The following is a 25,924-nucleotide window of genomic DNA, read 5'->3' as shown; positions in this document are numbered from 1 at the left end:
TGTGAGCCCCATCAGCCCCGCAGACATGACCAAGATCCGCACCAAGTTCGCCGGCATCGACCAAGACGCCCTCCCCCTCGACGTCGACACCACCCCCAGGGGGGGGTCTGAGGTGAAGCGCAGAGCCATCAAGTCCGTCAAATGGGCCCGCTGCCCCCACCACACCCCCGGCGGCAAGCGCCAACTCACCGGCCTCATCCAGATCGACGCCAACACACTCGCCTTCCGCGACCACACCAAGAAGGTCGGCAAGCACACCATCGACTGCCCAGGATCCGGCGAACTCTACGACGGCGAAGTCAGCGACGACGGCGACTGACCAGCACCACCCACACAAGCCCGGACAGGCAACGACGACCAGCCCGGGCACACCCACCACCAAGGAAGCACGGATGACCAACGTGTCGTACAACGAACCACCCGACGACCCCTACGACAACGTCACACCCCTGCACCCCCACACCAACAGGCCAGCCGAACAAGCACTCATCACCACCATCCTCCGCTACCCCGAAACCGCCCCCGACCTCATCGGACTCGTCAACCCCGACGACTTCCACTGGCCCGAACACGAAACCATCTGGACCGCCTACCAGGCCGTCCTCAACCAAGGCCTCGCCCCCGACGCCATCGCCGTCAACCAACAACTCGCCCACCAACCCCCCAACCGCCGACCACGCCTCGAGACCTACCTCGCCGACACCACCACCCCAACCCTCCCCACCCAAGCCCCCTACTACGCCGGCCTCATCCGCACCGCAGCCATCGCCCGCCGCATCGCCACCACCCTCAACCAAGCCCAACAACGCATCAACAGCGTCACCGCACCCGAACAGCTCGACGACGCCCTCGCCGGCATCCTCGACGCCAGCGAAACCGCCCTCCGCACCCTCTGGGACGCCACACCCACCACCAACCCCCAACACGCCGACCTCACCGGCCTCCTCACCACCGGCATCCCCACACCACCCCCACCCACCATCTGCCACCGCCAAGACGGCCACGCCCTCTTCTACCCAGCCCGCGTCAACGGCCTCTACGGCGACCCAGAATCCGCCAAATCCTGGATCGCCCAAGCCGGGATCGTCGAAACCCTCACCAACGGCGGCCGAGCCGCCCTCGTCGACGTCGACCACAACGGCCAAGCCGCCACCGCCGACCGCCTCACCCGACTCGGCGCACCCCTCCACCTCATCGCCAACCCCGACCACTTCCGCTACTACGAACCCGACGACCGCGACAACCTCCTCACCACCATCACCCAAATCCGCGACTGGAACCCCACCCTCGCCATCCTCGACAGCCTCGGCGAACTCCTCCCCATGTACGGCGCCAGCTCCGTCGACAACGACGAAATCACCGACGCCCTCAGACACCTCGCCACACCACTGGCCGACGCCGGCGCATGCGTCATCACCATCGACCACCTCCCCAAGAACACCGAAGCCCGCACCAGCGGCTACGCCATCGGCGGCACCGCCAAAAAACGCGCCATGGACGGCGCCCTCATCTTCGTCGACACCAAGACCCCAGCAGCCCCCGGCAAAACCGGACGCATGGTCCTACGCATCGAGAAAGACCGCCCAGGCCAGCTCCGCGCCGTCTCCAACGGCAAATACGCCGGCACCTTCACCCTCGACTCCACCAGACCCGACCACATCATCGCCACCATCAGCGACGAGAACACCACCAACCCAGACGGCACCTTCCGCCCGACCGTCCTGATGGAACGTGTCTCCCGCTACCTCGAAGAGACCAACACCGACCCCTCCGGCCGCACCATCCGCGAGTTCGTCAAAGGCAAGACCACCGCCATCAACGACGCCCTCAACCTCCTCGTCGCCGAAGGCTACGTCTCCCAAGTCGACGGCCCCAGAGGCTCCATCTACCACTCCGTCGCCACCTACAGAGAGGCCGACGATGACCACACCTAACCGGTTCCCCCACTGGTTCCCCCACCGGTTCCTCGGCGGGAACCGGGCAACGCAGATTCGACCGGTTCCCCGGTTCCCCCTCCCTACGGGGGGAACCGGTCGAAGCACCCCGCACCCCGAACCACCCCCACCGGTTCCCCAACCCGGAAACCACCACCACCCAAGGAGCACACCATGACCGACCAGGACACCAGCTCAACCACCACCACAGACCACGCAGAGCAGTCGACCGGTCGTGCTTCGGTGTACGTGCGGGGGCTGTCGGAGGCTGCGGTCGAGGCAGCAGCACGGGCGATGGCTGAGCTCGAAGGTGAGATGACGACCTACGACCCGGACGCGCACCCTGACCACAACCGGTGGTCCTGGGAGGGCGATGGGCACGGTGAGGTGATCCGTGACCGATACCGAAAGATGTCAGCCGCCGCCCTCACCGCCGCGTTGCCGTTGCTGGTGGCCGACGTGGTGAAGTCGCTGCGGGAGTACGCCGACGACATCAGCGCCCGTGGTGACATGTGGCACAAGACGGACCACAGCCTCGGGATGGTCTACTTCGGGATCGCCGAGGACCTGGACAACCTTCTCGCCGCCCTGCCGGGTGGTGAGCAGGCTGAGCCAGCGTTGACGTGTCGTCACGGCCAGCCTGAGGGTGAGTGTCCGTCCTGCACTGCCTGCGACGCCTGCGACGGGTCGTGCGGGACATGCCCCTACGCCGCCCTGCCGTCCGCCCCCGTGCCGACCGTGGACCGCGAGGACGAGGTGGCGGCCAGGGCGCTGGAAGACGCAGCCAAGCACCTCATCGCGGGCTCTTACCTGTGGGACGCGAAATCGTGGCTCTTGAGCCGCGCCGCCACCATCCGCGCGAACGGAGGCGAGTGATGCCCGAGGTCATCATTTGCGGGTCGACCTGCGACCATCGACACGACTCGATCAACGGGCCGACAGGATGCTGCGCCGAGCACGGGCCGTACATGTACTTCTGCTCGACCTGCCATGAAGCCGCTCGCATCGTCCGCACGCACGGGACCGACGGCGGTGATCGAACATGATGACCTATGGCGAGATTGCCGACGCGATCGAGAACCTCCGCAACGATGTAATCGCTGTCAGGCGGCTACTCCGCATCAGTCAGAGAGACGCCACGGAGGCGATCGGATTCCCATCGACTGCGACGCTCAGCCGGTTTGAGGCTGGCAAGGGCATCGACTACGACAACACGATCATGCTACTTCGTTGGCTCGATTCAGTCAGGACGGCTTCGACGACCGACGGCGGTGATCGGGCATGAGCGCGCGGTGTGGAGCGACGACGCAGTACCACGACGGCACGATTGGGAACATCCGCATTCGTTGCGATCTGGACCGTGACCACGACGGTCGTCATGAACTTCGGTCGCGCACTTCGGGCAAGCTGGTCACCTCGTGGCAGGCCAACCGATGAGCGCGCACGAGGACGCCACCCCGGACGTCCACGCAGCGATCCGGGCTGACATCACCCGCGTACTGACGGAGGCAGGGATGGTCGAGCACTCGGATGTCGACTCCTGCACGTCCGAGCACCGTGACCGGGACGGAGAGTGGCAACGCTGCACCGAACCCGGCGACCACGAAGGAGATCACGAGAACGACTACGTCGGCTCGTGGCCGTGGGACGACGTGGACCGCCCGCGTCAGGTCCGCCGCTACTGGGTTGAGATCCCGATGCCCGCGGCCGACCTCGCCAACCTGCTCGCCGAGAACGAACGACAGGCCGCCGAGCTGAACAACCTGCGAGCCAAGGTGCAGGCCGTCGAAGCGTTGGCTGACGAGTGGGTAGCCGACAAGGAACCACCCGTCGAAGACTACGACGGCACGACCGAGGGCCACTGGGCGTTCGGCGAGCACATGGCTCGCACGAGCGACGGAAAGCGACTCCGCGCTGCCCTTGCAACGGAGGTCGACCAGTGACCCGCCACCGCCTCATCGAACTCGGCCACGGCACCGGCCGCCACGTCCGCCTCACCACACGGCCCGGACCACTCACCCGCGCACTCCAACACATCACCCGCCGCCACCGGAAGGACACCCGACCATGACCGCCGACCGTGAACGCATCGCCGGCATCATCGCCCTCGGCATCACCGACAACGAACACCCCAGGATCATCGCCGACCAAGTACTCGCCGAGGTCAACCCCAAACCACCAATCGACCAGGCCACCGCACGCTGCGGCAGCTGCGAGTGGACCTACACCGGCCTACAGGCGATCGACCGCCTCGACGCCCATTGCAGGAGCGAGCACGACCGGAACTATCTGCCCAGCATCCTGGGGAGGAGCCCGCGATGACCGAACCCACCCGCCTCACCATGGCCGAACACGTCCACCAGCTCACCAACACCCACACCAGCCGCGCCCGCTACGACTACGACGCCAAGGGCACCCACTACGCCAACGACCACATCACCACCCACCCACCGCTCATCACCCAACTCGACGGCTCCATGAACGCCACCAGCCAAGGCGGCGAGATCGGCAGCTCCCACCCCGGATCCCGCCCAACCGCGAACCTCGACGCCCTCGACGCCGTCGCCGACATCGACCTCAAGGCCAACCGCTGGATCACCGATCTCGGCGAAACCGCACCCCTGGACACCATCGCCGCAATCCGACGCCTCTACGGCCTGTCTGCGTCCGCCGAGACGTGCGGCCGCTCGAGCGCGGAACGGTCCGAGACCGGCCTGGTGACCTGCTGCACCTGGCACGCCATCGACAACGACATCCGCCGCTGGTGGATCCGCGCCCGGGTCCTCACCGGGTGGGACTCTCCCGTCTGGAGGCCGGACGCCACCTGCCCCCTCTGTGGTGAGCGAAGGTCGCTGGCGGTCCGGTGGTCGGCGAGGTTGGCGACGTGTTCGCACTGCCGCGAGACGTGGGACTCGGAGAATATTGGCCTGCTGGCAGATCACATCCGCGAGGAGTCCGAGGCTGGCCGGTTCGCCCGCCCGGTTGACGTGGTGGCGTGTGCACCTGACCCGGCCGCCGAGCTGGGGCCGCGGATGATGTTGTGCCCGGACTGCGGATCTTCGCGGTGCGTGAAGGTGCAGGACCAGCCTGTGGGGCGGCTGGTGAACCACCAGCGGGTGGGCTGATGTTGGGTCACGCGCGGCGGCGTCCGGCGATGGGAGGGCGGGGAGTTCCCGGAGCCGTCGGACTTGGACTTGAAGGGCCGGCGAACTTCCATGCGAGCCGTGCAAGAAGGCGAATCGGGAGTACAACCGGACACGCCGACGAGGTCCTAGGAAAAAGTCTGGTTGATGTGCTCGAATGGTCACGGAGTTTTCGCGACCCCAAAACCAACCCCGGAGCCCAGGTGGCTGCCGGGGTTTCGTCATCCCGGACGGAGGCCAGGAGCCCCGCCCCGACATCAGCAAGGGGCGGTGAACCATGGCCGCAACCAAACCACTCACCGACGACGAACAGGCCCGCATCCGCCAGCTGCACGCCGACGGTGCGTCCCGCAACGAGATCGTTCGCCTCGTCGGCCGGTCCGGTGACACGATCAGCAAGTGGTGCGCACGGCAGAATCCGCCGCTGAAGTTTGACCGCACGGCGCTCAAGGAAGCCAACGAGGCCCGTCGCGCAGACCTGACCGACCAGCGGCAGCGGATCCTCGCGAATGAGCAGGCCTTGCTCGAGTTCGACCAGCTCGACATGCTGCAGACCCGCCGCGGCAGCCGGAAGTGGCGCACGGTCCTGCGGGGCGCAGAGGGCGTGGAACAACCCACCGAGACGGACTTCATCCCGTCCGTCGACTGGCAACGCCACTCCAACTCCCACGCCTCCCTGTCCGCGACGATCACCAAGATCGCGTCGATCGACAGCGGCCGCCGCGACGAAACGACCACCTCGCTGCTGTCCGAACTCGGACAGCGCCTCGGGATCAACGACAGGGTCAACGGCGGCGACGAGTGACCACCTACGACCTGTCGCCCAAGCAGCTCGGATCGCTGGAAAACTCCACCGCGAGAGTCAACATCTGGGAAGGGTCCGTCCGATCCGGCAAGACCATCGCGTCGTTGCTGCGGTGGCTGATCTACGTCTCCACCAGCGACGTCCGCGGCGAACTGATCGTGGTGTCCCGCACCCGCTCATCAGCAGCCCGTAACGTCTTCGCGCCGCTGACCGACCCGACACTGTTCGGCGACGCCGCACACCAGATCCACTACACCGCCGGCGCCGACACCGCGAACGTCCTCGGCCGCACCGTCTGGGTCCTCGGATCATCAGACGTCCGCTCCGAGAACGTCCTGCGCGGCCTCACCTGTTCTGGCGCCTACGTGGACGAGGTCACCCTGCTGCGTGAGGACTTCTTCACGCAGCTGCTGAACCGGCTGTGGGAGGGTGCGAAGCTGTTCGGGACCACGAACCCCGACAACCCGGGGCACTGGCTGAAGCGGAAGTTCTTGGACCGGCTGGACGCCTTGCCGGATTGGCGGGTGTGGAAGTTCGTTCTCGACGACAACCCGGCGCTGTCGGAGGCTCGCAAGGATGCGATCAGGCGCGAGAACACCGGCCTGTTCTACCGGCGGAACGTTCTGGGTGACTGGGTTGCCGCTGAGGGTGCGATCTACCCGGATTGGGACCCGGCCCGCCACGTGGTCGCACCGGAGCAGATCCCCCCGATGGACCGTGTGCTGGCCTTGGGATCGGACTACGGCACGACCAACAACACCACCGGCCTGCTGCTGGGTGTCGCCCAGGACTGCTTGTGGGTGTTGGACGAGTGGTCTCCCGGGTCGGGGACCGACGCGGAGTACTCGGCGTCGTTGATCCGGTGGCTGCGGGGCCGGCCGATTGAGTCGTGGCGGTCACCGGAGTGGGTGTTCGTGGACCCTGCTGGCGCTTCTTTCAAGAAGCAGCTGGAGCGCGACGGGATGTACAACGTTCGAGGTGCCGCTCACAGCGTGCTACCTGGCATCCGAACCGTGGCGTCACTTCTGGCGACGGACCGGCTGAGGGTGTCGTCGACCTGCAAGAACCTGATCAACGAGATCCCCGGCTACTCGTGGGATCCGAAGGCCACCGAGCGTGGCGATGATGCCCCGTTGAAGCAGGCCGATCACTTCTGTGACGGGTTGCGGTATGCGGTGTTCTCGTCGCAGCGGTTGTGGCGTTACAGCATCCCGTTGACGTCGCTAGGCGGGCCTGAGGTCGACGAGTTCGATGAAGCGGCCTAGGTCTCGTCTCCTTCGAGCATGGCAATGAGTCGAGGAACTGGGACGACGAGCCGGCGGCCGATTCGGATCGTGGGGATTTCGCCTCGTTCGGCTGCCGCGTAGGCAGCATCACGGCCGATCCCGAGCACCTTCCCGGCTTCGGCGACGCTGATCGTGGTCCTGGTCTTGAGCTCGTCCATGTTCACCCAGCCATCTTGTCAGCGTTCGGATTGTTGATGATCCAGAGGTCTCGGTCTGGATCGCCCAGGCCAACCTTCGACTTGAATCTGCCGCGACTGCAGGCAACAAGCGTCGCCTTGTAACTCCGTTTGGTAGCCAGAGCCTTCTCCAGAACGGTTAGGTCTGGGTCCGAGAGGATCTTGAAGTCCTGCTCAGTCCACGCATTGCCAGCATTCGAAGCGAGCGGAGTTGTCAGATCCTGATAGCGCTGAACTGAGGCCTTCCTGAGTGCCTTTGTTCGGTCGTCGTTGGCCTGCCTCTCACAGGTACGATCCCTGCACCTTTTGCACCTGCCAGTCCACGAGCCGGATTTGGTATTCAGCCTGAACCACTCGGCTTGCAGCAGCCGTCCACAGTTCGAACACGTTTTCGCCACCAATGGTCGAGAACCGATTGCCCCTGGATTGGTGTTCAGTCCGAAGCTCAGCGACGAGCCGTGAACCGCCTTAAGAACGGCTCGCCTCTTCGAGACTGACACTTTCGATCGTTCTAGGTGCTTGCCCACCTGTTCGGCAGTCAGGTGAGGCGTGGCGAGGATGAACTTGTCTTCCGAGGGAGTCCAAGAGCGTCGCTCCTTCAGCATCGGCGACCAGCCCTTGGAAAGCTTCCAGCGCGCGTACTGGACGGACTTCACGGTCCGACCAAGGGCGTCAGCCACCTCGGCAGCCGTCAAGTCTTTGTTGTCCTCGAGGAATCCGAATTCGTAGTCGGTCCAGATGCGCTGATTCATCCGTACAGGATAGCACCAGATCGTATAGAATCGACTTATGGAGTCGATCAAAGCGCGCTGCCGTATCGAAGACAACGGTTGCTGGATCTGGCAGGGAGCCAAGAACTGGGACGGCTACGGACAAGTCCGAATCGCCGGCACAACCCGACTCGTCCACCGCGTCACCTACGCCGAAGCCAACGGCCCCATCCCCGACGGGATGACGATCGACCACCTCTGCCGAGTCCGCGCCTGCTGCAATCCGACCCACCTCGAAGCCGTCACGCTCCGCGAGAACATCGCCCGCGGCAAGACCCACAAGACCAGCTGCATCCGCGGTCACGAGTACACCCCCAGTAACACCTATATCGAACCCAGCGGCGCACGTCGCTGCATCACCTGCCGCCGCGCGAGACGCGCAGCGGCGCGCGCCAAGAACAAGACCTGACACCGAGCTCGAGGAGGCCGCGTAGCCCATGCCCCTCCCCACCGGCGACATCTCCTGGCCCCCGAAGCAACTCGCGAACATCCAACCTCAGATCGCCCAGTGGGCCGCCTGGTACTCCGGGAACCCCGACGACCTGACCTCCGCATACGGCGGCACCGGACCGACCGGCCGCCCCCTCGCTCGCATCCGCCCGGCACAGTACGCCGGCGGTGTCGTCGGTGGAGTCGCGCGTTGGTTCTGGGGGCAGCCCACCACTTCTGGGAACCAGCGCACCAAGCTTCACGTGCCGTTGGCGTCGGACATCGCGACGGCGTCCGCTGACCTACTGTTCGCTGAGCAGCCCAGGATCGTGACCAACGAAGACGAGGACAAGGTGTCGGCCCGAAAGGCTCGCCTCGACACCATCCTCGAAGGCCTGTCGTGGGAATCCCTCCTGCCAGAAGCCGGCGAAGTGGCCGCCGCCCTGACCGGCGTATACCTGCGGATCGTGTGGGACGACCAGATCGCCAACCACCCGCTGATCACCGCCGTCCACGCTGACGCGGCATGGCCCGAGTTCCAGATGGGCCGCCTGTCGGCGGTCACGTTCTGGCAGATCGTCGAGACCCGCGACAGCACGGTGATCCGCCACCTCGAACGCCACTCTCCCGGCTTCATCGAGCACGGCCTCTACGAGGGCACGTTCAACGAGCTCGGCAAGCGTGTCCCGCTGACGGAGCACCCGTCGACCCGGGACATCTCGGTGAACGCTGACTCCGCGATCGAGACTGGCACCAACCGGATGACCGCGGTGTACGTGCCGAACGTCCGCCCGAACCGGCGGTGGCGTAACGACCCGGTCGGGCAGAACCTCGGCCGCTCAGACTTCGACGGCATCGAGCCGGCCATGGATGCCCTCGACGAGACGTACACGTCGTGGATGCGGGACATCCGCTTGGCTAAGGCTCGCATCTTCATCGACGAGACCATGCTCGAAACGAGGGGGCGAGGTCAGGGCGCGGAGTTCGACGCAGACCGTGAGGCATTCGTCAAGATTGCCGGCATGGATGATGGCGGTGGCGCAGCTCCAATCACGGCGACGCAGTTCCAGGTGAATGCAGCCGCCTACGAGTCCACGATTAAGGCCCTGTTGGAGCGGATCATCTCCGGCGCCGGGTACTCGTTACAGACGTTCGGGCTTGACTCCGACGGGGCCACCCAGACTGCGACCGAGGTGTCCGCGCGCGAGCGCAAGTCGATGACGACCCGCGAGAAGAAGTCCCGCTACTGGTCGCCTCAGCTGGGGCACCTGCTGCAGGCGCTGCTCGAGGTGGATGCGGCGAAGTTCGGTGGCCCGGGCCCGTTCGAGCGTCTCAAGGTCGAGTTTCCGCCCTCGGTGCAGCCCACCATCATGGAGCTCGCGTCCACAGCGGCTGTGCTCAAGACCGCTCAGGCCGCGTCGATCGAGACTCTCGTGCGGATGGTTCACCCGGACTGGGACAAGGGCGCGGTCGACACCGAGGTGGGCCTGATCCAGGCCCAGAACTCGTTGACGGTCCCTGACTTCGGCCCGCTGCCGTCGGATGCAGGTTCTGGTGACGGTCCCTCCTCTGGCGCCTAGGCTGGGCTGATGCCGGTCTCGCCGGAGTACACCACCAACCTCGTCGCCGGGATCGTCGGCCTCTACCAGGACGCCGAACAGATCCTCCTTGAGCGGATCGCCCGCGCCCTGCGCCAAGACCTCGACGCCCCGGACTGGGCCGAGCGGAAGCTCCTGCAGGTCCAGCTGCTGCAGGCCCAGACCGTCACCCAGCTGCAGGGGTTGACGGGGCGTTCGGCTGAGGAGATCGCCGCCGCGGTGTTGAAGGCGTACAACCGTGGTGAGGCGCTCGCTGCTGCTGATCTGGCTGAGCTGGCGTCACGTGCCACCGGGGTTCCGCGGGGCCTGCCGCCGGGGTTGCCGGCGGTTGAGGCGCTGGTCACTGAGACGGTCGGTGCAGTGCAGGCCACGCATGTGGGGATCCTGCGGGCCGTCGATGACGTGTTCCGTGACGTGATCGCCCGGTCGGCGCCCCAGGTGCTGCTGGGGACGCAGACGCGTCGTGAGGCTGCGCAGTCGGCGCTGAACGAGTTCGCGGCCCGGGGTGTCACCGGGTTCGTGGACCGGTCGGGGCGGCGGTGGGGTCTGGAGTCCTACGTGGAGATGGCGACGAGGTCTGCGACGGCGAATGCTGCGGTCGACGGGCATGTGTCCCGTCTGGCCGCTGGTGGGCAGGATCTGGTGATCGTGTCGGACGCCCCGCAGGAGTGCAAGCTGTGCCGTCCGTGGGAGGGCAAGGTGTTGTCGATCGCGCCGGTGCGGCGGGTTGATGGTGTCGATGTTGCTGGGACTCTGGCGCAGGCTCGTGGAGATGGGCTGTTTCACCCGGGCTGCGTCGTGGCTGAGACTCGCGTGTCAGCGCCGTCGGGAATACGTGCCTCGGATGCCCGTCGGTACCAGGGTCAGGTCGTGGTCATCCACACTGCCGCTGGCGATGAACTGACCATCACCCCAAATCACCCGGTACTGACGCCGGAAGGCTGGGTCCCTGCGGGCGACCTCAAGGTAGGCCAGGGCGTCATCCGCCACGGCGCTGATGTCGAGCGGGTGCGTGAAGTGGGTCCAGGCGATGAGGGTGTTCCAGCCCGCATCGGCGAGATCCACCATGCGCTGCGGGAGGCGAGCGCGGTGCCGACCATGCGAGTGCCAGCCGCCGCCGAAGACTTCCACGGCGACGGGGAAGGCTCCAAGGTCGAGGTTGTACTTGCCGACGGCCTGCTGCAGGATCACCTTCTCCCCCCGACTCTCGATGAGTCGGGCAATGCTGCGCTCCTCGTCGGTGGCGTGCGACTGCCGCTCTTGCTTGGTGGCGGCGCGCTTCTCGATCTCGGCGGCTGGAAGCACGCGCCCGGTGGCGGCCTTGTTCGCAGCGGCGGCGAGGGCCTGGCGCTCTGCCGGGCTCATGCGAGCGAGGCGGCGCTCCATGGCTTCGCCTCTGCTCAAGGTTCGGTAGCCGTTGCGGATCAGCCTGCTAGAGAAGGCGGGCTGACTGAGCCCGATGGTGGCGGCAGCCTCCTTCTGGGTGAGCTCGCCGGACAGGTAGCGCTTGACAGCGTGGTCGAAATCTTCCGGCGTGACTTTGACGGTCATGTCTACAACCTCCAGACGGGGAGCGGCTGGTACGCCGCCTCCAACATTGTAGTACATAATTGCAGGCACTCGGTGTCCGCGTTCCTGCCTGGTGTGACCAAGACTCCGACGCGGACCGCCGACCCTGCCGGTGACGCTGCCCGTCAGCGGCTCCGGTACCTCGAGCGTGAGGTTCGCGCGGCGAAACGCCAGTCAGCTGTGGCGCTCGACGACGCGGCGAAGGGTGCAGCGGACGCTCGGGTGCGCGGGTTGCAGGCGAAGATCCGCGACCACGTCGCGTCGACGCCGGCGAAGCGTCAGCCGCAGCGCGAGCGCCTCGGCGCCCTGTAGAACCAACCCAGCCAGGAGGTCCGATGCGTCTACGGATCTCCCTCCTAGGCGTCGAGGTTCTCTGCATCGAGACCGGCGAAGCTCCGGCCCAGGCGCCCGGTCCTGACACCGAGGCGCAGATCGGCACGTTCGTCGGCTTCGTGTCGCCAGAGCCGACGCCGCAGTTCGTGGACCTTCCCGACCGCGACCTCTGATCTACCCGACCCAGGTGGTCGGGTGCACCACCCTGCCCAGGCGGCAGGCCCAACCGACGAGCCCAGGAGGCCCGCATGAGCACCACCAGCACCGAAACCAGCACCACCCAGACCGCCGCCGACACCGGAACGGAGACCACCTCCACCGACACCACGGCCAACACCGGCACCGGGCAGACCGCGACCGCCGCAGAAACGCAGGCCGAGCAGACCAGCACCGAGACCACCGAAGCCAAGGCCACCCGCCTCGAGGCCGAGAACGCCCGCCTCCGCCGCGAGAACGCCTCCGAGCGCGTCTCCGCGAAGGAGCAGGCGGCCGAGGAAGCACGCAACGAGATCCTCGCCAGCATCACCAAGGCCCTCGGCGGCGACACCGGCGAGACCCCCACCGTGGAGCAGCTCACGGCCCAGCTCACCGAACAGACCACCCAGACCGAGCAGGCCCGCGCCGACCAGCGCGACACCAAGGCCGAACTCGTCGTCTGGCGCAACGCCACCGACCTCAAGGTCGACGCCGGCGCACTCACAGACTCGCGCTCCTTCGCGGACGCGATCAAGGATCTCGACCCCTCGTCCGACACGTTCGAGGACGACGTCAAGACGGCAGCCCAGGCGGCGGCCGAGAAGAACCCCAAGCTCAAGGCAGCCCAGGCGGCTGGCAAGAGCGGCACAGAGCTGAGCGGCGGGTCCGGTGAGGGTGCCATCACCACCGAGCAGTTCCAGAGCATGACCGGCGCCGAGCGCAACGAGCTCGCACGCCGTGACCCCAACCTCTACGCCCGGCTGTCCGGCCGGGAGTAGCCACCCGCCCCGAAAGGCAGAAGCATCATGGCAAAGACCCTCTCCACCGACCTCTACACCCCCGAGGTGTGGGCCGACCTGGCGTTCGAGAAGTTCACCGGCAAGGCCATCGTCGCGACCAGCCCCGCCGTCCTCTCGAGCGACGAGCTCGTCGGCGAGCCCGGCGAGACCATCAACTTCCCGAAGTGGATGAACCTCACCGACATGGCCGACATCGCCGAGACGGCGTCGCTGGTCCCCGAGAAGCTGACCCAGAAGTCCAGCCAGGCCACCATCAAGGAGGCCGGCAAGGCCGTCGAGTGGACCGACAAGGCCCAGCTGACCGGCATCGGCAACGTCCAGGACGAGGCCATCCGCCAGTTCGGCATCCTCGCCGCCCGCAAGGTCGACGCCGACCTGATCGCCGCCGCCACCGCGACGGTGGTGGGCGGCGTGACCTACGCCGACGGGACCACGGCCACCGACTCGGCACCGCTCACGCTCACCGCAACCGGTGGCCTGACCTGGGCGAACATCGTCAAGGCCGGCCTGAAGTTCGGCGACGACTTCGACCCGACCGAGTTCGCCGGCCTCTACGTCAACTCCGCCGGCGCCGAGGTCATGATGAACGACGACAAGTTCATCCAGGCTGCGCAGACCGCCCAGGGCAACACCCTGATCAACAACGGTCTGCTGGGCACGAAGAACGGCCTCAGCGTCTACCTGACGAACCGCCTCGGCGCGTCCAAGGCGCTGCTGCTGAAGCAGAACAGCCTGGGCCTGTTCTACAAGCGGCGCCCCGTGGTCGAGCAGGACCGGGACATCCTGGCCCGCTCGACCGTCGTGGCCACCAACGTCCACTACGCGGTCAAGCGCGTGGCGGACGACGGTGTCGTCGACATCACGCTGGCCTGATCGGCATGGGGATGCTCATGCGCCGGCACCGCGACCGGCACGAGGCTGAGGCACCTTCGGGTGCCGACGCCGCGTCCGGCGACGGTGGCCCTGACAAGTCGTGGACCAACAACCGGCTGATCGAGTTCGCGAAGGCGAACGACATCGACCTGGGGTCCGCGTCGAAGAAGGCCGAGTACCTCTCGGCCATCGAAGCCCACCAGGCGGCAGCTGCTGCGTCCGCCGACGGTGGGGACGACTCCGAGAAGGATCCGGCCGACGAGCCGGGCCAGGAGGCCTGACCAATGGTCGCACCCGTGTACGCCACCGGTACCGAGTACATGGCGTACTCGGGTGCGGCCGAGTCGGTCTCAGATGCGTTGCTGGCGCGTGCGTCGGGGATCGTCGACGAGCTCCTGATCGGCGCCGTCTACACCGTCGACGCTGAGACCGAAAAGCCGACCGACACGGCCGTCGCGTCCGCCCTGTCTGAAGCGACCTGCGCGCAGGCGCAGTGGATGGACGCCACCGGCGACACCAGCGGTGTCGGTGACGTCATCGAGGTCGACTCTGCGTCGATCGGGTCGGTGTCGTTCTCCGGCCGCCACACGGCCGCCACGGCCACCAGCACTGTCTCTGGCGCCCAGGTGGCCCCCGCCGCTGTCCGGGCGCTGCGCGTGGCCGGCCTGCTGCCCGTGGGCGTCTACGTCCATGGCTGAGATCCCCGCCCGCTACCTGGTGCACACGGTCGACGTGGACACCTTCACCGGGGCCACCGGCAACGGCGACACCTACGCCAGCACGGTGACCGGCGTTCCGTGCTTCCGTGACGACCAGCGCAAGATCGTGCGGTCCACGGAGAACACCGAGATCGTGTCCGAGACGACCCTGATCATGCGTCTGGTCCACGCGCCGAAGTTCACTCCCGGCTCCCGGGTGGTCCTCCCGACCCGCACTGCCACGGTGATCGTCGCGAAGCCCCGCGACGACGGCGGCCAAGGTGCGTGGCAGCACCTCGAAGTGGCGTTGACCTAGATGGCTGCCGGATGGTCGACCACCAGTGTCGAGCTGGCGTTGGACAAGGTCCGCCGTGCCGAACGCGATGCCGCAGCCCGCGGGCTCCGCAAGGGGTGCGAGCACATCTTGCAGGTGTCCCGCGCGAGGGTCCCGATCGAGGAGGGCACCCTGGAACGCTCGGGCACCGTGTCGGTGTCCGAGGACGGCCTGACCGGTGTCATCTCCTACGACACCCCTTACGCGGTCGTCCAGCACGAGGACCCGACGCTGCACCACGACGCGGGCCGCCAGTCCAAGTACCTCGAGTCCGCCCTGACCGGTGAGCGGGCCACGGTCACCAAGATCGTCGCCGACGAGATCAGGGGTGGGATCAGTGGCTGACTTCACGAGCCTGTTCCTCAAGGGGTGGGCGATGCACCTGGATGGCCTCGGGTTGGGTGTGTGGCGCCCCGACACCGCCTACACGGCTGGTGAGGTCGCGATTGTCCTCGGCGGCACACCGCAATCACCGGACCAGGTGGTCGCGCTGAACTCGTACACGGTCGACGACGACCCGTCGCTGTCGCACTCGGTGATCGGGCTGCAGGTCCGCTGCCGGGCGACAGCCGGCGCGTACACCAACGCCACCGCCCTGTCGTCGCCGATCTTCGACCAACTGCACGGTGCCACGAACTTCCGCCTCCCGTCCCCGCTCGACGGGGTCGACGGGGTGTGGGTGGTGCAGTGCCTGCGCCGGTCGGAGGTTTCCGGTGGGCGGGACGAGAACGACCGCTGGTCCAACATCCAGAACTTCTACGCCGACGTGCACCTGCCGTCGACGAACCGCACCTGAGGAGAAACCCCATGGCCACTCACGTCAACGCTGCCGGCGACCGGATCACCGCGAAGGGCCCCGTGGCCGCGGTCATGGAGCGCCGCGGCTACTCCCCGATCAAGGCGCCCAAGAAGGCCGCCGCGAAGCCCGAGCCCGCCGAACCGACCCCCACCACAGACCCCGACCAGGCCTGACAACACCCAACAGAGCCCCGAAGGAGCTTTCCCATGGCTGTCACCACCAAGGTCCCCCTCGGGGCCAACACCGTCAACCGCAAGTGGTGCATCGACGTCAACACCGGCACCACCGAGACCCCCGCGTGGACAGGGGTCTTCGGCATCAGCGAGTTCAAGCCGATCGGGACCGCCGGTTTCCAGGACTCCTCCGACTTCGACGGTGAGGGCTGGAAGTCCCAGACCGCCACCTCCAAGGAGTGGGGCGCGGAGTTCAAGGTCCGCCGCGGCGTCACCGCGGCCGCTGCCGACGCCTACGACCCCGGTCAGGAGGTCCTGCGCCTCGCCGCCGTCGAGCTCGGACTCGACAACACCGTCGAGGTCCGCATCTACGAGGACAACGGGGCAGACGGCCCCAAGGTCGAGGCCTACCAGGGGTTCGTCGGCGTGTCCTACGAGGACGACGGCGGCGGCATGGACGCCCTCTCGACCGCGAGCGTCAAGCTGATGGGTCAGGGCAAGAGGACCCCGATCACCCACCCGGGCGCCCCGTAGCCCCACCGGACGGCGGAGGGGTCGGGAGTCTCCCCTGGTCGGGCCCGACCCCTCCGCCTTCAACACCCAACCCGACCAGGGACACCACCCGACCAGGAGGCACCCCATGGGGTTCAAAGACCCGTACAGCGAACTCGGCAGCCGTTTCGATTCAGACCTTCATCTCCCGATCAACGGCAAGACCTACACGATCAAGGCGGTCTCAGCAGACACCGGCCTGCTATTCCAGGCGGTCGTCTCGATGAAGGCGCGGATCGAGTCCGGCCTGGAGGTATCTGACAGCGAGGTCGAGCGCCTGAACAGGCTCGCTGGGAGCGAAGAAGAATCGTTCGAGCATCGTCTCATCGGAGATGCGCTAGACGAAATGATGTCCGATGGGCTCAGCCACGAAGTGCTCAAGTTGGTTCTGGGCACCGTCAGCAAGTGGATCGTGGCCGACCGGGACGCTGCCGAAGAGTACTGGAACTCTGGCGGCAATCCCCCAAAAGCACCCAAGCAGCCGCAGGACCGCAAGGCTGGGGCGAAGTCGGCCCGACAGGGCTCCACCGGCACTACGAGCCCGAAGGGCAAGGCCAAGAAGAAGGCCACTCCTGGGCGGACCTCCTAACCCACTGGCCGGCGATCGCCGCCGACCTCCACGACGTCTACGGCATCGACGTCGACGACCACCACCTCATGACCACACGGTCCTGGTCATGGCTCAAGGACCGCATCCGCGGCCTCATCGACGCACCACCAGCCGGCGTGTTCAACGGCCGCCGCCTCGTCGTGTTCCCATCCACCCGCATCGGCTGGATCCTCAACCCCCCAACACCAGACGAGGAGTGACCGCATGTCGATGAATCTCGGCGAGCTGTACGGCACCGTGGGGCTGGACAACTCCCCGTTCCGCGACGCACTCGACGGGGCGCTGGACTGGCTCAAGGGATTCGGGCCCAAGGGTGCCGTCATCGCCGGTACTGCCGGCGTCGCGATCACTGGTGCGCTGGTGACGTCGATCGCGGCTGGGATGAACTTGGAGGCGGCCAACGACGAGCTCGCCGCCGAGCTGGGCCTGACGCAGTCGGAGTCGGCCCGCATCGGCCGGCTGGCGGGGCGGCTGTTCGCGCAGAACTACGGCGACAGCATGGGCGAGGTCAACGAGGCGATCGCTGCGGTCCGGACGTCGATTGCTGGGATGGCCGACGCCTCCGATTCTGAGCTGTCGTCGGCGGCGATCAACGCGTTGAACTTCGCGAAGGTCTTCGACGTCGACATCAACCGGGCCGCGCAGGTTGCTGGGCAGGCTGTGAAGAACGGCCTGGCGAAGAACGCGACCGAGGCGTTCGATCTGCTGATCACGGCGTCGCAGGGTGTCCCGAAGGCGTTGCGCGAGGACATCCTGGACGCGTCGGACGAGTACGCCCAGTTCTTCGACACCCTCGGCTACTCCGGGCAGCAGGCGTTCTCGCTGCTGGTCGCGAACGCCGACAAGGGCGCCTACGGCATCGACAAGGCTGGCGACGCGATCAAGGAGTTCACGATCCGGTCGACGGACATGTCGACCGCCTCGGTGGGCGCGTACAAGACGATCGGGCTGTCGGCGCAGGACATGGCCAACGACATCCTCTCCGGCGGCGACACGGCCGCCAGCGCCACACAGAAGGTCATCGACGGCCTGCTGGGCATCAAGGACCCGGCGACGCAGGCGAACACCGCGATCGCACTGTTCGGCACCCCGATCGAGGACCTGAACACGTCCGAGATCCCCACGTTCTTGAAGTCGCTGAAGGCTGGCGGCGACTCGATGGACGACGCTGGTGGGGCTGCGAAGCGGCTCGACAAGACGCTGAATGACAACGCGATCAGCTCGCTGTCGTCGTTGAAGCGGCAGGCGCAGGTGACGTTCTACGGGCTCGGGAACTGGGCTCTGCCGGCGATCAACGACGTGGCTGCTGCTGCGTCGGAGAACTTCGGGCCCGCCCTGTCCAAGGCTGGCGACGCGATGGTGTGGCTGTGGGGTGCCTCGCAGGACGCGATCGGGTTCATCGAGGACCACCAGACGATCTTCACGGTCATCGCGGTCGTCTTGACCGCCTTGTTGATCCCCGCGCTCGTCGCGTGGGGTGTGCAGGCGACGATCGCCGCCGGCAAGAACGTGGCCGCATGGGTCGCTACTCAGGCTGGGGCGATCATGTCGGCCGGGATGCAGGTGTTGTCCCTGACCCTGATCAGCGCCGGTTGGGTCCGTGCCGGTGTCCAGTCGTTGGCCTCTGCAGCCCGCATGGCTGCTGCGTGGCTGATCGCGATGGGCCCGATCGGGATAGCGATCGCCGCGATCGCCGGCGCCGTGTTCCTCATCATCAAGCACTGGGACACCATCAAGGAGAAGACGGCCGCCGTGTGGGACTGGGTCGTCGACAAGGTCAAGAAGGTCCCCGGCATGATCGTCGGGTTCTTCTTGAAGTGGTCGCTGCCGGGCCTGATCTTCAAGCACTGGGACTCCATCTCCGGCGCATTCTCCAAGGGCGTCGACAAGGTCGTGACCTTCATGAAGGGGCTGCCCGGCCGCATCCTGCGGGCCGTCGGGAACCTCGGACTCCTGCTCTACAACGTGGGCGGCGACATCATGCGCGGTCTCCTGAACGGCATCGAGGGCGGGTTCCGGTGGATCAAGGACAAGCTGAGCGGTGTCGGCCGCCTCATCCCCGGCTGGCTCAAGAAGGTGCTGGGGATCAGCTCGCCATCGAAGGTGATGCGCGATCAGGTCGGCCAGTGGATTCCCGCAGGCATCGCTGACGGCATCGATCAGGGCCTGCCTGGGCTGCGGAAGGCTGCCGAGGCGATGGGTGACGCGATGGTCGTTTCCTCGACTGGGGCGCCGCAGTTCGCGGCGTCGGCGAACCGTCCGACGGCGGCGAACCTCGGGCAGGCGGCGGAGTCGGCGATGTTCTTCGGCGGTGCGGCACCGTCGGGCGACCGCGGCCCGCTGATCGACAAGGTGTATCAGCAGCCGGGCGAGTCGACCGACGAACTGGCCGAGCGCCTCTGGCGCAAGACGAGGGCGAGGGGCTGACCGATGCCGATTCCTGGCGTGACCCTCATCGAAACCGTCCCGTCCGGTGACACTGGCGGACTCGTCGTCGCCGCACCCGGCACCGCACCAGGTGCCCTGGTCACAGCGATCGGGCACCTGCAGTACGGGGACCTGCTGACAGGTGGGACCACCGTGTTGCGGTGGGTCAACCTGATCGGGTGGCGGTCCCGTCCCGCGATCGACATCACCGACTCCCCGTTGCCGTCGTCGCACGGCGAACGGCCCGGCACGATCTACGCGCAGGGTGTCATCGTCACCTACGACTGCCTCCTGCACGGCACCGAAGCGACCAAGGCTGCCGCGTTGAACACGCTGGACGTCCACACCCCGATCGACGGGGTCGAACGCCAGCTGGTCGTCGACGACGGTTCGGGTCCGGCGTGGCGATGGGCGCGGGTGATCGACCTGGACTACGTGCAGGGTGTCGTGTTCCGCAAGGGGCCGGTCCCGATCACGATCACGTTCAAGTGCGCCGACCCGCGCCGCTACTCCATCACGGGCCGCACCGCACGCCTCAACGCACCATCAACCAGCGGGGGCCTGCACTACGCCCCCGGCTTGGACTACACCCCCGGCCTGAACTACGGAACCGTGGTCGCTGGTGTCGCGGCCGCACCCAACGCAGGCAACGTCGACACCCCGGTCACCGCGCGGATCTATGGCCCGGTCACCGACCCCACCATCATCCTCGGCGACCGTCGGTTCACGTTCGCCCTGACCCTCGTGGAAGGCGAAGTCCTCACGATCGACGGCCGCACCGGGTCCGTCCTGCTCAACGAGGCCGCCGACCGCTCCCAGACGCTGACCGACATCTCCGACCTGATCGACGACTTCGCCATCACCCCCGGCGATTCGACCGCAGCTCTCCTCGTTGCCGCCGGCACCGGGTACGCCGACCTGTCCTGGCACGACGCCCGAATGTGAGGAACCCATCATGACCGACTACGCAACCCGGCTCCTGAACGACGTCGACACCGCCCAGCGGGTCAGGCTGGTCGACACCCACCGTGCGACCCCTGCCGGCCCGTTGGCGGTGCGCGGTGGCGTCCGCCCCGATGGTGGCGGTGTCGCGGCGGTCGTCCCGTCGTCGATGAAGATCACCCTGACGCGGTTCTCTGCCGATGTTCCGGGGACGGCAACCGCTCAGGGCGGGTATGTGTTCGTCCATGACGACGCCGCCACGCAGTACACGGTCCTGCCGGGTGACCCGTTGGGGAACCGGATCGACCTCGTGGTTGCCCGGGTCCGCGATGACACCTTCGACGGGTCGGGTTCCACTGATGCGGGGATCGTCGTCATCAAGGGCGACCCGACCACTGGCCTCGTCCCGGCCGTCCCGGCTGGGTGTGTCGCCCTGTGGGAGTTGGGAGTCACCTCGACCGCTTCGGCCGGCACTGGTGGTCTGACGATCGGGACCGACCGCCGCTTCTCATCCGTCGGCACCGGTGGGGTACTGCCGGTCAAGACGACCGCCGAGCGCGACGCCCTGACGACGCTGTACCCCGGCCTCGTGGTCCACAACGCACAGACCGACCAGCTGCAGGTCCGCAACGCCGCGAACGACGGCTGGAAGACGTACAAGCCGTCCGACGACACCGGCTGGCTCCCGCTGACCCTTTCCGGTTCCTACGCCCAGGTGAACTCCACGAACGCGGCCTGCGAGATCCGACGCATCGGCGACGACGTGAAGATGCGCGGCCTCGCGAAGCCCTCGTCTGGCAACTTCGCTGCAGCGACCGGCGTCAACATCCTGGTCCTGCCGTCCCAGTTCATCCCCACCAAGGTCGACGAGCTCTGGGCGGCCGCCACGAGCGCTCCCGCTTCGGTGTCCCGCAACAACCTCACCGGGTCTCTCGGCATCACCCCCGGCCAGCTTCAGGTATACCCCGAGGTCGCGGTGTCCTACATCTCGATCGCCTGGAAGTGGAATGTCTCGTGACAGCACCCAGGTACTCGTACCTGCTATGTGACCTGCTCACCGACCACCGTGAAGCAGTACTCCCGCTGCAGGGGGTCAAGTTCGGCCGCCGCATCGGGTACGCCGAATCCCTCGAAGCAACACTGTCCTGCCCCGACGCGCAGACCATCAGCCTCGCACGCAAGGTCCGCGCGTTCACCGGCCGCGCCGCCCTGTACGCCTTCCGCAACGGCGCCCTCTGGTGGGGCGGAATCGTCTGGTCCTCCCCCGTCACCAGAGACGCCCGCGGCACCATCAAGATGACCATCGGCGCAGCCACCTTCGAGTCCTACCCCTTCCACCGAGAAATCCGCGACGACATCACCTACACCGGCGTCGACCAAGGTGTCATCGTCGCCGACCTGATCCGCCACATGCAGGCCGAACCATCCGGCGACATCGGCATCATCGCCGAAGACCAACCCACCGGAACCCTGCGCGACCGCACCTACCTGGACTCCGAAGCCACCTCCTACGGCCAACGCCTCACCGAGCTGTCGAACGTCGACGGCGGCCCCGAGTGGACGATCGACGTCCAAGCCGACAGCGACACCGGCGCACGAACCAAGACGCTGAGGATCGGTGCACCCCTCGGAGCCGGTGCGACACCCGCGGTCACGTTCTCCGGCTCCAAGGTCCAGGCATGGGGCGAAACGGGTGACGCCCTTGACGGGGGGACGTCGTTTCGCACTCGGGGTGCAGCACCTGAAGGTGACGCCTCGGTCGCGCAACAGCCCCGCATGTCGACCGCCCACACTGCCGACGACCTGCTCGCGCGCGGGTGGCCCCTGCTGGATCGCACCGACGACTACCCCGACGTCACCGAACAGGACACCCTCGAGGACTACGCCGAGGGCCTGCGGGCACGTGAGGCCGGCGCGCAGACGACGAACGCGTACACCGTGAACGTCGACGGGACGACGTGGCAGCCGAACCTTCTGGGCACCCCGGTCAGGATCCGCCTGTCCGACCTGTGGCACACCCCGACAGCGAACCGCCTGGTCCGCCCGGTCGGCTTCCGTGTCACCGCGGCAGACCGCACACAGGTGGAACGGGTCGAGCTGATCTTTGACGACGAGGAGGCCTCCTGATGGGTTCACGCGCCGCGAAGCCCAGAGACCTTGGGCAGGAGCTCGACGACCTCAGGGCGCAGGTCCGAGGGCTGCTGACGGGTGCGATGACCCGTCCACCGTTGCGGGTCACCTCGGGCGACTTCATCGTCTCCGGCGGTGGACGTGTCGTGGTCACCGACGAGTCAGAGGATCCCCAGGTTCGCATGGGCCCGCTCGAGGATGGCGGCTACGGGCTTGAGCAGCTGATTGGGTCGAACTGGATCCCGCTGGCCGCGCTCGCTGGAGGTGCCGTGGCCGCGAGCACCACCGCCGCGAAGACGATCAGCGCATCAGCGGGCTCGACCTCGTCGTGGCAGAGTGGCGGACTCAGCGTCACGTTCACCACCCACACCGGGAAGTGGATTCTGCTGAACGTCGCGTCGTCAGTGCAGATGAGTTACGCAGACATGCGGCTGGGCTATTCCACGACGGGTGTCCAGACCATCGGGCCTGACTTCGACCGCTCGTCGATCGCGTTCGCGCCGTCGTTCTTCGGGTCGGCCAACCAGATTTACGCCGAGGTGATCTCCGGTACGCCCGGTGAGATCACGGTGTCGCAGCGGTATCAGGTGGCGACCAACACCACTGGTCAGTCTGCGGGCGGCGAGTGGGCGAACCGTTCGATCATCGTGCTGCCGTTCTGATGCTGTCGTCTACGAGTTGGGGAGTCCTGTCATGACGGTCCGATGGTTCGCTGGTCGCACAGCTGACGCGTTCGTGTTCGACCCGAACACGGGTAAGCCAGTAGGCGGCGACACGGGCACGGTCTGGGTTGACGAGGCTCGCACGTCGCAGATCACCGTGCTGGTCGATGGTGACGAGAACCCGATCGCGGACGGGCTGCTGGTCACCGACTCCTACGGTTTCGTCCCACTGTTCGGGATCGATGACGACCCTGTGGTCGAGGTCGTGTGGTTGGACTTCACCAACGGCGCCGGCCCCCTGGTCAGGCTGCAGTGCCGCGACCAGGACGCCGAAGACATCGCTGGCGCCGACTACACCGCCGGGATGACCAGGCGGGAGGCCGTGGCCACCCAAGTCGTCGGCAACGTCTCCCAAGGCGACTACGACACGTTGCTGCCGTTCTACGCGGCGATGGCGAACCGTGAAGCCGACCGGGTGAACATCGGGATGCTCGGCGCATCCTCAGTCGAGGGCGCGTTCGTGTCCTCGTTCGACCGCACCCCACCGTCCCGCCTCGCCGCCTACCTGCGGAACCAGTACCCCACCACCGGCAACCCGTCCGGCCGCGGCTACATCGGTGTCCCGTCGAAGGAGCTGACGACGTCGGCCCAGTACACGCCGGGCATGTGGCCGATGACGTTCACGGGCGGCCTGTTCGACCCGCCGTCTGCGGGTGCGGCGTCGGCGTTCGATCTCGGCGCGAAGCACATGTGCTGGTACACCAACACCACCGGCACCAAGGTTGTGCTGTCGTTGGCGGCCCCGGTCACGTCGTTCGACATCCACCACACCAAGGGTCCCTCGGGTGGTGCGACGACCGGCTACTACAAGATCGACGGCGGTACTGCGGTCCCGTTCTCCACCAATGCCGCAACCGGAACATCCGAAGTCCTCCACGTCGCATCGGCAGCGACCACGAGCATCGAGGTTGGCTGGAACGCGGCCGGGTACCTCATCTTCCACGGCATCACCGAGTACGCGGGCGACGAGTCCAAGGGCATCCACGTCCACAACCTCGGCCACTCCGGGCAGAAGATCCTGCAGTGGCAGGACGGGTACGCCATCGCGGGTTCGTGGCGTGCAGCGATCGCGAACCTGAACCTGGACCTGCTGATCCTGGGCGACCTCGGAGCCAACGACGCATTCGCCTCGATCACCCCAGCCACGTTCCAGACCCAGCTGACCGACTTCATCACGGTCCTGCGCGCCGGGTCGATCACCTGCCCGATCCTGCTCGCCGCCCTGTTCGACCCCGTCGGCGGTGGAGCGATGGTCGCCCCGTGGTCGGAGTACGTGACCGCCATGAAGACCGTCGCCGATGCGGACCCGACGATCCGGTTCATCGACCACTCGACCCGCATCCCATCCACCGCGACCGACCCGCTCGGGATCTTCTCAACCGTCGACCACGTTCACGCCCGACCATCCGGCGCACTGTCGGCGTGGCTCGCGCAGACCTACGCCCACGCCCTCGCACCCGTCTGAGGAGCCACACTGTGATCGAGCTCAGCCTCCGCGGCGTCCTGTTCCTGCAGGCCCTCGCCGCGCTCTACCTGTTCGGGTGGTTCGCTGGCCACGGCTGGCAGCACCGCGGCCGCGGCGTCCGCGCCACCCTCGCCGGCGGTTTCATCCTCCTGATCTACATCGCGAGCATCCAGATCAAGGCATACCAACGCGACGCCCCATTCGACGCCTACTCGGCCGTCGGGCTCGTCGGGATCACGGTCTTCAACATCGGGCTCATCGTGGCCGCGAGAGGACGTACCGAACACGGACGGGGGTAGCAGTCGTGGGTGACCCAATCGTCATCTCATCGTGCGTCTCCACCTCCGGCGCGGTGATCATCGCCCTCATCGGCGCGTGGGTCACCAGCGGGAAGGCGGTCGCGGCCGCCGTCGCACCGCTCAACAAGGAGATCAGTCGGCTGCGTGAGCAGGTCATCGAACTAGGAGGAGACCCCGATGCGAAGTAACCCCATCCGTGCGGCGTTCCTCGCTGTCGCGGTTCTCGCGCTTGTGGGCGTGACGATCGCGTTGCGCGGCTACACCATCCAGGTCGGCCGCGCCGACAACGCCGAGGCCGGGAAGGACGCCGCGGAGTCAACCACCCAGCGCGTCGGCAGCATCGCGACCGGGCAGGCCGACTCCGTCATCGAGGTCTGCAAGGGCGACAACGCCGACGCCGCGAAGGCGCTACGCGAGGCTGGACTGTGCGCTGACGCATCGGACACGAAGGCCGAAGTGCGCCAGGCGGTCAAGCCGATCGAGGGTGCACAGGGCCGACAGGGCGACACTGGCGCGCAAGGTCCCGTCGGTCCGCGCGGTCCGGGGCCGACAGTCGCCCAGATCCTGGCAGCGATCGAGACGTACTGCGGCGCGAACGACGACTGCCGAGGCCCTGCTGGTGCTGACGGCCAGGACGGCGCCGACTCGACCGTCCCCGGTCCTGCCGGTCGCAATGGAGCCGACTCCAGCGTCCCCGGGCCTCCCGGCCCCGCTGGGACCGACGGGCGCGGCATCGAGTCCGCCCAGTGCGGGGACAACGGCCGCTGGACCGTGACCTACACAGACGGGGACTCCGAGGACGCCGGCCAGTGCCGGACGCCCCTGCTGCCCTAGACCTCTCCACCAGCTGCAGCCCGCACCG

Annotated in this window: 35 protein-coding genes; 33 read left to right on the top strand and 2 right to left on the bottom strand. The window is 67.0% G+C overall.

The window, feature by feature from the left end; translation table 11 throughout:
• The first annotated feature begins 25 nt into the window (after window positions 1-25).
• The 9 genes from AC0L5F_RS15050 (at window position 26) to AC0L5F_RS15010 (ending at window position 7,147) form a co-directional block, all read left to right on the top strand.
• The gene (locus tag AC0L5F_RS15050) at window positions 26-319 is read left to right on the top strand and encodes a hypothetical protein (RefSeq protein ID WP_473314232.1); all 294 of its coding nucleotides are present in this window, start codon (window positions 26-28) and stop codon (window positions 317-319) included.
• Between the two features lie 73 nt (window positions 320-392).
• On the top strand, window positions 393-1,934 hold the full coding sequence (locus AC0L5F_RS15045; RefSeq protein WP_473314231.1) for a DnaB-like helicase N-terminal domain-containing protein: 1,542 nt from the start codon (window positions 393-395) through the stop codon (window positions 1,932-1,934).
• A 174-nt stretch (window positions 1,935-2,108) separates the two neighbouring features.
• On the top strand, window positions 2,109-2,810 hold the full coding sequence (locus AC0L5F_RS15040) for a hypothetical protein (protein ID WP_473314230.1): 702 nt from the start codon (window positions 2,109-2,111) through the stop codon (window positions 2,808-2,810).
• A gap of 166 nt (window positions 2,811-2,976) precedes the next feature.
• Window positions 2,977-3,219: a hypothetical protein gene (locus AC0L5F_RS15035; protein WP_473314229.1), complete on the top strand. Its 243-nt coding sequence runs from the start codon at window positions 2,977-2,979 to the stop codon at window positions 3,217-3,219.
• A 148-nt stretch (window positions 3,220-3,367) separates the two neighbouring features.
• Window positions 3,368-3,877 carry a hypothetical protein gene (locus AC0L5F_RS15030; RefSeq protein ID WP_473314228.1) on the top strand — a complete coding sequence of 170 codons (510 nt, stop codon included), beginning with the start codon at window positions 3,368-3,370 and terminating at the stop codon, window positions 3,875-3,877.
• A 124-nt stretch (window positions 3,878-4,001) separates the two neighbouring features.
• Complete coding sequence (locus AC0L5F_RS15025; protein ID WP_473314227.1) at window positions 4,002-4,256, top strand: hypothetical protein; 255 nt, start codon at window positions 4,002-4,004, stop codon at window positions 4,254-4,256.
• Window positions 4,253-5,059, top strand: coding sequence for a DUF7341 domain-containing protein (locus AC0L5F_RS15020; RefSeq protein ID WP_473314226.1), 807 nt, complete (start codon window positions 4,253-4,255; stop codon window positions 5,057-5,059). The genes AC0L5F_RS15025 and AC0L5F_RS15020 overlap by 4 nt, the downstream gene beginning before the upstream one ends.
• 295 nt (window positions 5,060-5,354) lie before the next feature.
• Window positions 5,355-5,882 carry a hypothetical protein gene (locus AC0L5F_RS15015; RefSeq protein ID WP_473314225.1) on the top strand — a complete coding sequence of 176 codons (528 nt, stop codon included), beginning with the start codon at window positions 5,355-5,357 and terminating at the stop codon, window positions 5,880-5,882.
• Window positions 5,879-7,147: a PBSX family phage terminase large subunit gene (locus AC0L5F_RS15010; protein WP_473314224.1), complete on the top strand. Its 1,269-nt coding sequence runs from the start codon at window positions 5,879-5,881 to the stop codon at window positions 7,145-7,147. The genes AC0L5F_RS15015 and AC0L5F_RS15010 overlap by 4 nt, the downstream gene beginning before the upstream one ends.
• On the opposite strand, the gene AC0L5F_RS15005 is transcribed toward AC0L5F_RS15010, so the two are convergent.
• Together AC0L5F_RS15005 and AC0L5F_RS15000 are read right to left on the bottom strand one after the other, a co-directional pair.
• Window positions 7,144-7,326: a helix-turn-helix domain-containing protein gene (locus tag AC0L5F_RS15005; protein WP_473316203.1), complete on the bottom strand. Its 183-nt coding sequence runs from the start codon at window positions 7,324-7,326 to the stop codon at window positions 7,144-7,146. The two genes, AC0L5F_RS15010 and AC0L5F_RS15005, sit on opposite strands and share 4 nt — an antisense overlap.
• Window positions 7,327-7,328: 2 nt before the next feature.
• Window positions 7,329-8,096, bottom strand: a complete 768-nt coding sequence (locus tag AC0L5F_RS15000; protein ID WP_473314223.1) for a hypothetical protein — start codon at window positions 8,094-8,096, stop codon at window positions 7,329-7,331.
• 37 nt (window positions 8,097-8,133) lie between these two features.
• On the opposite strand from AC0L5F_RS15000, the gene AC0L5F_RS14995 reads away from it, so the two are divergent.
• The 24 genes from AC0L5F_RS14995 (at window position 8,134) to AC0L5F_RS14880 (ending at window position 25,896) form a co-directional block, all read left to right on the top strand.
• On the top strand, window positions 8,134-8,523 hold the full coding sequence (locus AC0L5F_RS14995) for an HNH endonuclease signature motif containing protein (RefSeq protein ID WP_473314222.1): 390 nt from the start codon (window positions 8,134-8,136) through the stop codon (window positions 8,521-8,523).
• 28 nt (window positions 8,524-8,551) lie between these two features.
• Window positions 8,552-10,123 carry a phage portal protein gene (locus tag AC0L5F_RS14990; RefSeq protein ID WP_473314221.1) on the top strand — a complete coding sequence of 524 codons (1,572 nt, stop codon included), beginning with the start codon at window positions 8,552-8,554 and terminating at the stop codon, window positions 10,121-10,123.
• 9 nt (window positions 10,124-10,132) lie between these two features.
• Window positions 10,133-12,022 carry a phage minor capsid protein gene (locus tag AC0L5F_RS14985; RefSeq protein ID WP_473314220.1) on the top strand — a complete coding sequence of 630 codons (1,890 nt, stop codon included), beginning with the start codon at window positions 10,133-10,135 and terminating at the stop codon, window positions 12,020-12,022.
• A 23-nt stretch (window positions 12,023-12,045) separates the two neighbouring features.
• Window positions 12,046-12,216: a hypothetical protein gene (locus AC0L5F_RS14980; protein ID WP_473314219.1), complete on the top strand. Its 171-nt coding sequence runs from the start codon at window positions 12,046-12,048 to the stop codon at window positions 12,214-12,216.
• A 75-nt stretch (window positions 12,217-12,291) separates the two neighbouring features.
• Complete coding sequence (locus AC0L5F_RS14975) at window positions 12,292-13,017, top strand: hypothetical protein (RefSeq protein WP_473314218.1); 726 nt, start codon at window positions 12,292-12,294, stop codon at window positions 13,015-13,017.
• A gap of 27 nt (window positions 13,018-13,044) precedes the next feature.
• Window positions 13,045-13,911, top strand: coding sequence for a major capsid protein (locus AC0L5F_RS14970; RefSeq protein WP_473314216.1), 867 nt, complete (start codon window positions 13,045-13,047; stop codon window positions 13,909-13,911).
• A 17-nt stretch (window positions 13,912-13,928) separates the two neighbouring features.
• Entirely contained in the window at window positions 13,929-14,192 is a 264-nt protein-coding gene (locus tag AC0L5F_RS14965; protein WP_473314215.1) for a hypothetical protein, read from the top strand.
• A 3-nt stretch (window positions 14,193-14,195) separates the two neighbouring features.
• Window positions 14,196-14,609 (top strand): hypothetical protein, encoded by a 414-nt coding sequence (locus tag AC0L5F_RS14960; protein ID WP_473314213.1) that lies wholly within the window; start codon window positions 14,196-14,198, stop codon window positions 14,607-14,609.
• Window positions 14,602-14,925: a hypothetical protein gene (locus AC0L5F_RS14955; protein ID WP_473314212.1), complete on the top strand. Its 324-nt coding sequence runs from the start codon at window positions 14,602-14,604 to the stop codon at window positions 14,923-14,925. Before AC0L5F_RS14960 ends, AC0L5F_RS14955 begins: the two co-directional genes overlap by 8 nt.
• Complete coding sequence (locus AC0L5F_RS14950; RefSeq protein ID WP_473314211.1) at window positions 14,926-15,288, top strand: hypothetical protein; 363 nt, start codon at window positions 14,926-14,928, stop codon at window positions 15,286-15,288.
• Window positions 15,281-15,739, top strand: coding sequence for a minor capsid protein (locus tag AC0L5F_RS14945; protein ID WP_473314210.1), 459 nt, complete (start codon window positions 15,281-15,283; stop codon window positions 15,737-15,739). Before AC0L5F_RS14950 ends, AC0L5F_RS14945 begins: the two co-directional genes overlap by 8 nt.
• Before the next feature lie 11 nt (window positions 15,740-15,750).
• Window positions 15,751-15,915 carry a hypothetical protein gene (locus AC0L5F_RS14940; RefSeq protein ID WP_473314209.1) on the top strand — a complete coding sequence of 55 codons (165 nt, stop codon included), beginning with the start codon at window positions 15,751-15,753 and terminating at the stop codon, window positions 15,913-15,915.
• A gap of 33 nt (window positions 15,916-15,948) precedes the next feature.
• Entirely contained in the window at window positions 15,949-16,449 is a 501-nt protein-coding gene (locus tag AC0L5F_RS14935) for a phage tail tube protein (protein WP_473314208.1), read from the top strand.
• Between the two features lie 106 nt (window positions 16,450-16,555).
• Complete coding sequence (locus AC0L5F_RS14930; protein WP_473314207.1) at window positions 16,556-17,056, top strand: DUF7426 family protein; 501 nt, start codon at window positions 16,556-16,558, stop codon at window positions 17,054-17,056.
• 68 nt (window positions 17,057-17,124) lie between these two features.
• Window positions 17,125-17,277 (top strand): hypothetical protein, encoded by a 153-nt coding sequence (locus AC0L5F_RS14925; protein ID WP_473314206.1) that lies wholly within the window; start codon window positions 17,125-17,127, stop codon window positions 17,275-17,277.
• 4 nt (window positions 17,278-17,281) lie between these two features.
• On the top strand, window positions 17,282-19,504 hold the full coding sequence (locus AC0L5F_RS14920) for a phage tail tape measure protein (protein ID WP_473314205.1): 2,223 nt from the start codon (window positions 17,282-17,284) through the stop codon (window positions 19,502-19,504).
• 18 nt (window positions 19,505-19,522) lie between these two features.
• Window positions 19,523-20,449, top strand: a complete 927-nt coding sequence (locus AC0L5F_RS14915; protein WP_473314204.1) for a phage tail family protein — start codon at window positions 19,523-19,525, stop codon at window positions 20,447-20,449.
• A gap of 10 nt (window positions 20,450-20,459) precedes the next feature.
• Window positions 20,460-21,464: a hypothetical protein gene (locus AC0L5F_RS14910; protein WP_473314203.1), complete on the top strand. Its 1,005-nt coding sequence runs from the start codon at window positions 20,460-20,462 to the stop codon at window positions 21,462-21,464.
• The gene (locus tag AC0L5F_RS14905; protein ID WP_473314202.1) at window positions 21,461-22,573 is read left to right on the top strand and encodes a hypothetical protein; all 1,113 of its coding nucleotides are present in this window, start codon (window positions 21,461-21,463) and stop codon (window positions 22,571-22,573) included. The genes AC0L5F_RS14910 and AC0L5F_RS14905 overlap by 4 nt, the downstream gene beginning before the upstream one ends.
• The gene (locus AC0L5F_RS14900; RefSeq protein WP_473314201.1) at window positions 22,573-23,238 is read left to right on the top strand and encodes a hypothetical protein; all 666 of its coding nucleotides are present in this window, start codon (window positions 22,573-22,575) and stop codon (window positions 23,236-23,238) included. Before AC0L5F_RS14905 ends, AC0L5F_RS14900 begins: the two co-directional genes overlap by 1 nt.
• A 31-nt stretch (window positions 23,239-23,269) precedes the next feature.
• Complete coding sequence (locus AC0L5F_RS14895) at window positions 23,270-24,763, top strand: hypothetical protein (protein WP_473314200.1); 1,494 nt, start codon at window positions 23,270-23,272, stop codon at window positions 24,761-24,763.
• A gap of 11 nt (window positions 24,764-24,774) precedes the next feature.
• A complete protein-coding gene (locus tag AC0L5F_RS14890) occupies window positions 24,775-25,062 on the top strand; it encodes a hypothetical protein (RefSeq protein ID WP_473314199.1) in 288 nt (95 codons plus the stop codon).
• 5 nt (window positions 25,063-25,067) lie between these two features.
• Complete coding sequence (locus AC0L5F_RS14885; RefSeq protein ID WP_473314198.1) at window positions 25,068-25,250, top strand: hypothetical protein; 183 nt, start codon at window positions 25,068-25,070, stop codon at window positions 25,248-25,250.
• Window positions 25,240-25,896, top strand: coding sequence for a hypothetical protein (locus tag AC0L5F_RS14880; protein ID WP_473314197.1), 657 nt, complete (start codon window positions 25,240-25,242; stop codon window positions 25,894-25,896). The genes AC0L5F_RS14885 and AC0L5F_RS14880 overlap by 11 nt, the downstream gene beginning before the upstream one ends.
• Window positions 25,897-25,924 lie beyond the last annotated feature (28 nt).

This window comes from Aeromicrobium sp. 10G20-16 (assembly GCF_055809665.1).
This window is presented reverse-complemented; position numbering and strand designations above follow the sequence as displayed.

Bases quoted from the DNA above. Each gene is read 5' to 3' on its own strand.
- AC0L5F_RS15050 (WP_473314232.1), top strand. From the start codon at position 26: ATGACCAAGATCCGCACCAAGTTCGCCGGCATCGACCAAGACGCCCTC.
- AC0L5F_RS15045 (WP_473314231.1), top strand. From the start codon at position 393: ATGACCAACGTGTCGTACAACGAACCACCCGACGACCCCTACGACAAC.
- AC0L5F_RS15040 (WP_473314230.1), top strand. From the start codon at position 2,109: ATGACCGACCAGGACACCAGCTCAACCACCACCACAGACCACGCAGAG.
- AC0L5F_RS15035 (WP_473314229.1), top strand. From the start codon at position 2,977: ATGATGACCTATGGCGAGATTGCCGACGCGATCGAGAACCTCCGCAAC.
- AC0L5F_RS15030 (WP_473314228.1), top strand. From the start codon at position 3,368: ATGAGCGCGCACGAGGACGCCACCCCGGACGTCCACGCAGCGATCCGG.
- AC0L5F_RS15025 (WP_473314227.1), top strand. From the start codon at position 4,002: ATGACCGCCGACCGTGAACGCATCGCCGGCATCATCGCCCTCGGCATC.
- AC0L5F_RS15020 (WP_473314226.1), top strand. From the start codon at position 4,253: ATGACCGAACCCACCCGCCTCACCATGGCCGAACACGTCCACCAGCTC.
- AC0L5F_RS15015 (WP_473314225.1), top strand. From the start codon at position 5,355: ATGGCCGCAACCAAACCACTCACCGACGACGAACAGGCCCGCATCCGC.
- AC0L5F_RS15005 (WP_473316203.1), bottom strand. From the start codon at position 7,326: ATGGACGAGCTCAAGACCAGGACCACGATCAGCGTCGCCGAAGCCGGG.
- AC0L5F_RS15000 (WP_473314223.1), bottom strand. From the start codon at position 8,096: ATGAATCAGCGCATCTGGACCGACTACGAATTCGGATTCCTCGAGGAC.
- AC0L5F_RS14995 (WP_473314222.1), top strand. From the start codon at position 8,134: ATGGAGTCGATCAAAGCGCGCTGCCGTATCGAAGACAACGGTTGCTGG.
- AC0L5F_RS14990 (WP_473314221.1), top strand. From the start codon at position 8,552: ATGCCCCTCCCCACCGGCGACATCTCCTGGCCCCCGAAGCAACTCGCG.
- AC0L5F_RS14985 (WP_473314220.1), top strand. From the start codon at position 10,133: ATGCCGGTCTCGCCGGAGTACACCACCAACCTCGTCGCCGGGATCGTC.
- AC0L5F_RS14980 (WP_473314219.1), top strand. From the start codon at position 12,046: ATGCGTCTACGGATCTCCCTCCTAGGCGTCGAGGTTCTCTGCATCGAG.
- AC0L5F_RS14975 (WP_473314218.1), top strand. From the start codon at position 12,292: ATGAGCACCACCAGCACCGAAACCAGCACCACCCAGACCGCCGCCGAC.
- AC0L5F_RS14970 (WP_473314216.1), top strand. From the start codon at position 13,045: ATGGCAAAGACCCTCTCCACCGACCTCTACACCCCCGAGGTGTGGGCC.
- AC0L5F_RS14965 (WP_473314215.1), top strand. From the start codon at position 13,929: ATGCGCCGGCACCGCGACCGGCACGAGGCTGAGGCACCTTCGGGTGCC.
- AC0L5F_RS14960 (WP_473314213.1), top strand. From the start codon at position 14,196: ATGGTCGCACCCGTGTACGCCACCGGTACCGAGTACATGGCGTACTCG.
- AC0L5F_RS14955 (WP_473314212.1), top strand. From the start codon at position 14,602: ATGGCTGAGATCCCCGCCCGCTACCTGGTGCACACGGTCGACGTGGAC.
- AC0L5F_RS14950 (WP_473314211.1), top strand. From the start codon at position 14,926: ATGGCTGCCGGATGGTCGACCACCAGTGTCGAGCTGGCGTTGGACAAG.
- AC0L5F_RS14940 (WP_473314209.1), top strand. From the start codon at position 15,751: ATGGCCACTCACGTCAACGCTGCCGGCGACCGGATCACCGCGAAGGGC.
- AC0L5F_RS14935 (WP_473314208.1), top strand. From the start codon at position 15,949: ATGGCTGTCACCACCAAGGTCCCCCTCGGGGCCAACACCGTCAACCGC.
- AC0L5F_RS14930 (WP_473314207.1), top strand. From the start codon at position 16,556: ATGGGGTTCAAAGACCCGTACAGCGAACTCGGCAGCCGTTTCGATTCA.
- AC0L5F_RS14925 (WP_473314206.1), top strand. From the start codon at position 17,125: ATGACCACACGGTCCTGGTCATGGCTCAAGGACCGCATCCGCGGCCTC.
- AC0L5F_RS14920 (WP_473314205.1), top strand. From the start codon at position 17,282: ATGTCGATGAATCTCGGCGAGCTGTACGGCACCGTGGGGCTGGACAAC.
- AC0L5F_RS14910 (WP_473314203.1), top strand. From the start codon at position 20,460: ATGACCGACTACGCAACCCGGCTCCTGAACGACGTCGACACCGCCCAG.
- AC0L5F_RS14900 (WP_473314201.1), top strand. From the start codon at position 22,573: ATGGGTTCACGCGCCGCGAAGCCCAGAGACCTTGGGCAGGAGCTCGAC.
- AC0L5F_RS14895 (WP_473314200.1), top strand. From the start codon at position 23,270: ATGACGGTCCGATGGTTCGCTGGTCGCACAGCTGACGCGTTCGTGTTC.
- AC0L5F_RS14880 (WP_473314197.1), top strand. From the start codon at position 25,240: ATGCGAAGTAACCCCATCCGTGCGGCGTTCCTCGCTGTCGCGGTTCTC.